This window comes from Devosia sp. (assembly GCF_040509215.1).
Taxonomy (GTDB): domain Bacteria; phylum Pseudomonadota; class Alphaproteobacteria; order Rhizobiales; family Devosiaceae; genus Devosia.
On the sequence record NZ_JBEVLL010000248.1, the window covers coordinates 1 to 6,712 of the forward strand.

Genomic DNA, 6,712 nt, shown 5'->3' on the forward strand with positions numbered 1-6,712 from the left:
ATCTGGGCGAGCTGGTTCGGGATATCGTCTTCTGCGAACTGCAGGTCGACGGTGTAGCCCTTGGCTTCGAGAGCGGTCTTCAGCTCGTTGCCGTCGGAAATCCAGCGGAGCGACGACTGGGTCGGCATGGCGATACCGACAGCGCCCTTATCCTGGGCGAAAGCGACGGTCGCAGCGGTGGCCATCAGGGCACCAGCAGCAAACAGCGTCGCAATTGATTTCAGAACCTTCACGTCTCGACTCCCTTAGATTTTTCGAGGTGATTGATGCGTTCGTCGTGGTTTCGCTCGGTCAGGCCAATTGGTTCCTGCATCTCTTTCCGAGCAAGTCTTGCTCGCCCGGAAAACGACGCTCTACTCCGCCCGCCGGCCTGGCGCCGGCAGCTTTGAATGGAACTGCATGATGTCCTCCTGCTCGACGGCTTGATGCCGCCTTGGCCCTCCCGGGAACCACGGCCCGCAAACTAGGATAATCAGATATGCGTGTAAAGCAGGGCAAAGTGGTGGAAGGTTATTTTTTCGATTGTCGAAGATATAAACTTGAGCGTAGAAGGCCCGCTTTCAGGCGGTTGCTGACTTTCGTTTCAGTCGCTAACCTCGCTGAATTCGAGGACACCCTCTCGCCAATATGAACCGGCAAACGGTCAGCGAGAGTCAAAGGTATCAGATACCTCGGGAGGAGTTGTGGTGAGTTTGAGTGGAGACGCGCGCGCCGATCACGGCAGTGCGGCAAGTGCCGTGGCCAATGATCTGGCCCAACTGATCCTGGGCGAGCTGGCGCCAGGCCAAAGCCTGCCCAGCGAAGCCGATCTTGCAGGGCGCTATTCGGTCAGTCGCCTGACCATTCGCGAAGCCGTAAAACTCCTTGCCGGCCGGGGACTTTTGGAGCTTTCGAGAGGTCGCCGCGCCATGGTGCGCGAACCCGACGGCTCCGCCTTCACCGACTTCCTCACCTCCATCGTTCGTACCGATCCCAAGGGGCTGTTCGACCTCGTTGAGGTACGTTTGTCATTGGAAGTGCAATCGGCCACGCTGGCGGCCAAACGCGCCAACCGCGCCGGCATCGTCGCCATCGAAAGCGCCCTTCAGGGAATGCGGGACTCCGTCGGTGATTCTCCCGACTTGGCAGATCAGTCGGCCGAAGCCAACTTCCACGCCTTCGACTTCGGCTTCCACGAAGCGGTCGCTTTGGCGAGCGGTAACCGTGTTCTCGGATATCTTTTCGAAGCCATGGCGGTGCCCCTGCGCGAAGGCTTCTTCATCAGCCAGCGCGGCCACGCCGATCGCGGCCACACGCCCCAGGACACCATCGCCGCCCATCAGCGCATTCTCGATTGCATCCGTGAGGGCAATGGCAGGGCCGCCGCCGAGGCCATGCGCATGCATCTGCGTGATACGGAGCGCGACATCCGCATGGCCGTAACCAAGATGTCTCAGTCACCTGCTCGAAGCTAACAGGCTGCTAACCAACTCACCGCCTATCCAAGCCCCTGAATCACCGCTAAGCTCCCTTTCGGGAAGCTGAATCTGTGGCATGAAGTGAGCGACGCGTTCCAATGTCGATCAAAGCCGCAATCTATCATCTGACCCATTACAAGTATGATCGCCCCGTCACGCTGGGTCCGCAGATCATCCGATTGCAGCCGGCGCCGCATTCCAAAACCAAGGTTTTGAGCCATTCGCTGCGGGTCGCGCCGGATCTGCACTTCGTCAATACGCAGCAGGATCCATACGGTAACTTCCTGACTCGCTTCGTTTTTCCTGAGCCCGTCACCGAGCTCAAGATCGAAGTGGACCTCATCGCCGACATGACGGTCTATAATCCCTTCGACTTCTTCGTCGAGGAAAATGCCGAGACCTGGCCCTTCGAATATCCAGAGGACCTCAGCGAAGACCTGTCGATTTACCGCCGTCCGGAAAAACTTACGCCCGCCCTGCAGCGATACCTCGATACTATCGACCGGCGCCCGCGCAACACGGTGACCTTCGTCACCGAGCTGAACGCGCAGCTCCAGCAGACGATCAACTACATCGTCCGCATGGAGCCCGGCGTCTGGACGCCGGAAGAAACCTTGACCAATGGTCAAGGTTCATGTCGAGACTCGAGCTGGCTTCTCGTTAACATATTGAGAAACTTAGGCTTTGCGGCGCGCTTCGTCTCCGGATACCTGATCCAGCTCAAGCCCGACCTCGTCTCCCTCGACGGACCCGCCGGCACTGACCACGACTTCACCGACCTCCACGCCTGGTGCGAGGTCTACCTCCCCGGCGCCGGCTGGGTCGGCCTCGACCCCACCTCCGGCCTCCTAACCGGTGAGAGCCACGTCCCCCTCGCCGCCACCCCGCACTACCGCAACGCCGCCCCGATTTCCGGCCTCGCTTCCTTTGCCGAAGTCGACTTCAACTTCGCCATGCAGGTGACGCGCGTTGCCGAACACCCGCGCATCACCAAGCCATTTTCTGATGAAAGCTGGAACCGCCTCAATAGTTTAGGCCACGAAGTCGATTCTATTCTGAAGGCTGAAGATGTCCGCCTGACCATGGGCGGCGAACCGACTTTCGTCTCCGTCGACGACTTCGAGGCCGGCGAATGGAACGCCGACGCCGTCGGCCCCACCAAGCGCCGCCTCGCCGACGACCTGATCCGCCGCCTCCGTACCCGCTTCGCGCCCCATGGCATGCTCCACTACGGCCAGGGAAAGTGGTACCCCGGCGAAACCCTGCCCCGCTGGACCTTCTCGCTCTACTGGCGCCTTGATGGCAAGCCGGTGTGGCGAGACGAAAAACTCATTGCCCGCGAAGGGGTTAAGACCACAGCCACACATGACGATGCACGGAAGTTCCTCGAATCCTTCGCGCGCAACCTTGGCCTGACCGGCGAAACCATCGACGAAGCCTACGAAGACCCCGGCGAGTGGCTCCTCAAGGAAGCCAAGCTCCCCGACAATGTCGACCCCGCCAATTCCCAGCTGGCCGACCCCGAAGCCCGCTCACGCATCGCCCGTGTCTTCGAACGCGGCCTGACGAGCCCCACCGGCTACGTCCTGCCGGTCCAGCGCTGGAACGCCGCGGCGTCCAGTCCTTGGCTGACTGAAAAATGGAAGACCCGGCGCGGCAAACTCTTCCTCGCCCCCGGCGACAGCCCGGCCGGCTACCGCCTTCCGCTGGCATCGCTCAAGCACCTCAAGCCGACAGCCTATCCCCATGTCGTGCCCCTCGATCCCGGAGCGCCTCGCGCCGCCCTGCCTGATCCGGAAGAGCTGCTTTTCCGGGAGAAGGCAGACGCACGCCAGCAGGCAGCCTCCTCGTTCACGGCGTCGAGCGAACAGCAGGACCGCACCGAACAGGTCATCAGCGAGATCGAAGGCGAAGTGCGCACTGCCGTCACCGCCGAGATTCGAGACCACCGCCTCTGCATCTTCCTGCCCCCGGTGGAGCGCCTCGAAGACTATCTCGAACTGGTCGCCGCTACCGAGGCGGCAGCAAAAGAGATCGGCCAGCCCGTCCACCTCGAAGGCTATGGCCCGCCACACGATTCTCGTTTGAATGTCATCCGCGTCGCCCCCGATCCGGGTGTCATCGAGGTCAATATCCACCCGGCCTCCAACTGGGACGACTGCGTCGCGACCACCGCGGCCATCTACGAAGAAGCCCGCCAAAGCCGGCTCGGCGCCGACAAGTTCATGCTCGACGGCAAGCACACCGGCACTGGCGGCGGCAACCACGTGGTCGTCGGCGGCGCCACGCCGAACGACAGCCCCTTCCTCCGCCGACCGGACCTGCTGAAATCGCTGATCCTTCATTGGCAGCGCCATCCCTCGATGAGCTACCTGTTCTCCGGCCTCTTCATTGGCCCCACGAGCCAGGCACCGCGCTTCGACGAGGCCCGTCACGACAGCCTCTACGAACTCGAAATCGCCATGGCGCAGGTCTCGGCGCCCGATCAGGGCGCCCCCCCCCTCCCTTGGCTCGTCGATCGTCTCTTCCGCAATCTCCTCACCGACGTCACAGGCAACACGCACCGCGCGGAAATCTGCATCGACAAGCTCTATTCCCCCGATGGCCCCACTGGCCGGCTCGGCCTTGTCGAGTTCCGCGGCTTCGAAATGCCGCCAAACGCTCGCATGAGCCTCGCCCAGCAATTGCTGGTTCGCGCCCTCATCGCCCGCTATTGGCGCGAGCCGGCGCAAGGCGATCTCGTGCGCTGGGGCACGACGCTCCACGACCGTTTCATGCTCCCCCACTTCGTCTGGCAGGACTTCTTGGGTGTTCTCGCCGATCTCGATCGCTCCGGGTTTTCCTTCGATCCCGCATGGTTCGCGGCCCAGCTTGAATTCCGCTTCCCCTTCTGCGGCGAAGTCGAGGTCGAAGGCGTCAAACTCGAGCTGCGGCAAGCTCTTGAGCCTTGGCACGTCATGGGCGAAGAGGGCGCCATCGGCGGAACGGTGCGCTTTGTCGACAGCTCCGTAGAACGCCTGCAGGTAAAACTGACGGCGCCCAATCCGGACCGTTACGTCGTCACCTGCAACCAGCGCCCCGCCCCGCTCGCCGCCACCGGCACCGCCGGCACGTCCATCGCCGGCGTGCGCTTCAAAGCCTGGCAGCCGGCCTCCGGCCTGCACCCCGCTATGCCGGTTCACGCTCCTCTGGTGTTCGACATTTACGACACGTGGACCGGTCGCTCGATCGGTGGCTGCACCTATCACGTGGCGCATCCGGGCGGCCGCAATTACGAGACTTTCCCCGTCAATGGCAACGAGGCCGAGGCGCGGCGCCTTGCGCGTTTCGTCCCGCACAATTATACGCCCGGCAACTATCCCTACCGCCCGGAGCGGCCGGCGGACGAATTTCCGCTGACGCTTGACCTCCGGCGACCGCCCCGGTTCACCTGAACACCATGTCCAAGCGGAACCCAGAATCCCGCAGCGCCCCGCCTCAAGGTCCGAGCATCATCTCGGACTATCGCCTATTGCCGGGCGTGCCCGACGAGATGATCGATCCCAGCGGCGCCCTGCGCCCCGGCTGGGATCGGCTGATGTCTGCTTTCGATGCGCTGGGGTCGACCGAACTCGCAGCCCGTTTCGAGCGCGCCGACCAATATCTGCGTGATGCTGGCGTCTTCTATCGCAAATACGATGGCGCCGAGGGCAAGGAGCGCGCCTGGCCGCTGGCGCATATTCCATTGCTGATCGACGAAACCCAGTGGCAGACCATTTCCAAGGGCCTCGTGCAACGCGCCGAGCTGATGGAAAACATCGTCGCCGACATCTACGGCGACAATCGTCTTGTGCAAGAGGGCCTGTTGCCGCCTGAACTGGTCGCGCAGAACAATGAGTTCCTTCGTCCTCTCGTTGGCGTCAAACCTGCCAGCGGCCATTTCCTGCATTTCTGCGCCTTCGAACTGGGCCGCGGTCCGGATGGCGCCTGGTGGGTGCTGGGCGATCGCATGCAGGCTCCCTCCGGCGCCGGCTTTGCTCTCGAAAACCGTGTCGCCACCACGCGCGCGCTGTCCGACGTCTACGGCGAGATGAACATCCATCGCCTCGCCGGCTTTTTCCGCGATTTCCGCGATCACCTCTTCGTCCAGGCCAAGCGCGACGGCGGCCGCGTCGGCATTCTGACGCCGGGCCAGCTCAACGAAACCTATTTCGAGCACGCCTATATCGCGCGCTATCTCGGCCTCATGCTGCTCGAAGGCGAAGACCTTGTCGTGGAAGACGGCCAGGTCATGGTGCGGACCGTCGCCGGCCTGAAGCCCGTCAGCGTCCTGTGGCGTCGTATGGATGCGAGCTTCGTTGACCCGCTCGAACTGCGCTATGACAGCCGCATCGGCACGCCAGGCATGGTCGAGGCGGTGCGCTCGGGCTCCATCTCCATGATCAATGGCCTCGGCACCGGCATCCTCGAAACGCGCGCCCTGGCCGCCTTCATGCCGCGGCTCTGCAAGCACCTCCTCGGCACCGGCCTCGAACTGCCGGAAATCGCGACCTGGTGGTGCGGCCAAGCCGCTGAGCGCGAATATGTCCTAGACAATTTCGACGACCTGATGATCGGGCCGGCCTTCGCCACTACCCTGCCCTTCGACGACCTGCGCGGCACCGCGCTTGGCGCGAGCATGACCCCGGCGCAGAAGGCTCAGCTCAAGGATCGCATCGCCACCCATGGCCGCGACTATGTCGGCCAGGAGCCTGTGCGCCTCTCGACTGCCCCGGTCTATGCAGGCGGCAAGCTCGAACCACGGCCAATCACCCTGCGCGTCTTTGCGGCGCGGACGGAAAACGGCTGGAGCCTGATGCCCGGCGGTTTCGCCCGCGTCGGCTCGACGCCTGACACGACGGCGCTCACCATGCAGCACGGTGGACAAGCCGCCGACGTCTGGGTGGTGTCATCCACTCCAGTGGAGCAGGTCTCGCTCCTGCCCCAGGATGGCGACAGGCTCGTCCGCAACTCTCCCGGCAGCCTGCCGAGCCGTGCCGCCGACAATCTCGTCTGGCTTGGCCGCTATGCCGAACGCTGCGAAGCGACGGTCCGCATCCTGCGCGCCTACAATGCCCGCCTCGCGGAACTCTCCAAGCCCGACCTGCCGATCCTGACCCATTGCGCAGAATTCCTCGAAAGCATCGATGTCGACGCAACCGAGGCCATGCCGCAGGGCCTGCTGATATCGATCGGCAGCGCCGTCCATAGCGCCGGCCAGATCCGCGACCGCTTCT

The 6,712-nt window shown here is 63.2% G+C and carries 3 protein-coding genes and 1 pseudogene; 3 read left to right on the forward strand and 1 reads right to left on the reverse strand.

Annotated features, from left to right (window positions below; translation table 11 throughout):
- Positions 1-224, reverse strand: a pseudogene (locus ABW043_RS13740) (sugar ABC transporter substrate-binding protein); the annotation flags it as partial.
- Between the two features lie 462 nt (positions 225-686).
- Between ABW043_RS13740 and ABW043_RS13745 the strand changes: the two are divergent.
- The 3 genes from ABW043_RS13745 to ABW043_RS13755 form a co-directional block, all read left to right on the forward strand.
- Entirely contained in the window at positions 687-1,454 is a 768-nt protein-coding gene (locus ABW043_RS13745; protein ID WP_353921772.1) for a FadR/GntR family transcriptional regulator, read from the forward strand.
- A gap of 101 nt (positions 1,455-1,555) precedes the next feature.
- Positions 1,556-4,891: a transglutaminase family protein gene (locus ABW043_RS13750; RefSeq protein WP_353921773.1), complete on the forward strand. Its 3,336-nt coding sequence runs from the start codon at positions 1,556-1,558 to the stop codon at positions 4,889-4,891.
- Positions 4,892-4,896: 5 nt separating this feature from the next.
- Positions 4,897-6,712 (forward strand): circularly permuted type 2 ATP-grasp protein (locus tag ABW043_RS13755; RefSeq protein WP_353921774.1); only part of this gene is annotated, 1,816 nt, incomplete at its 3' end.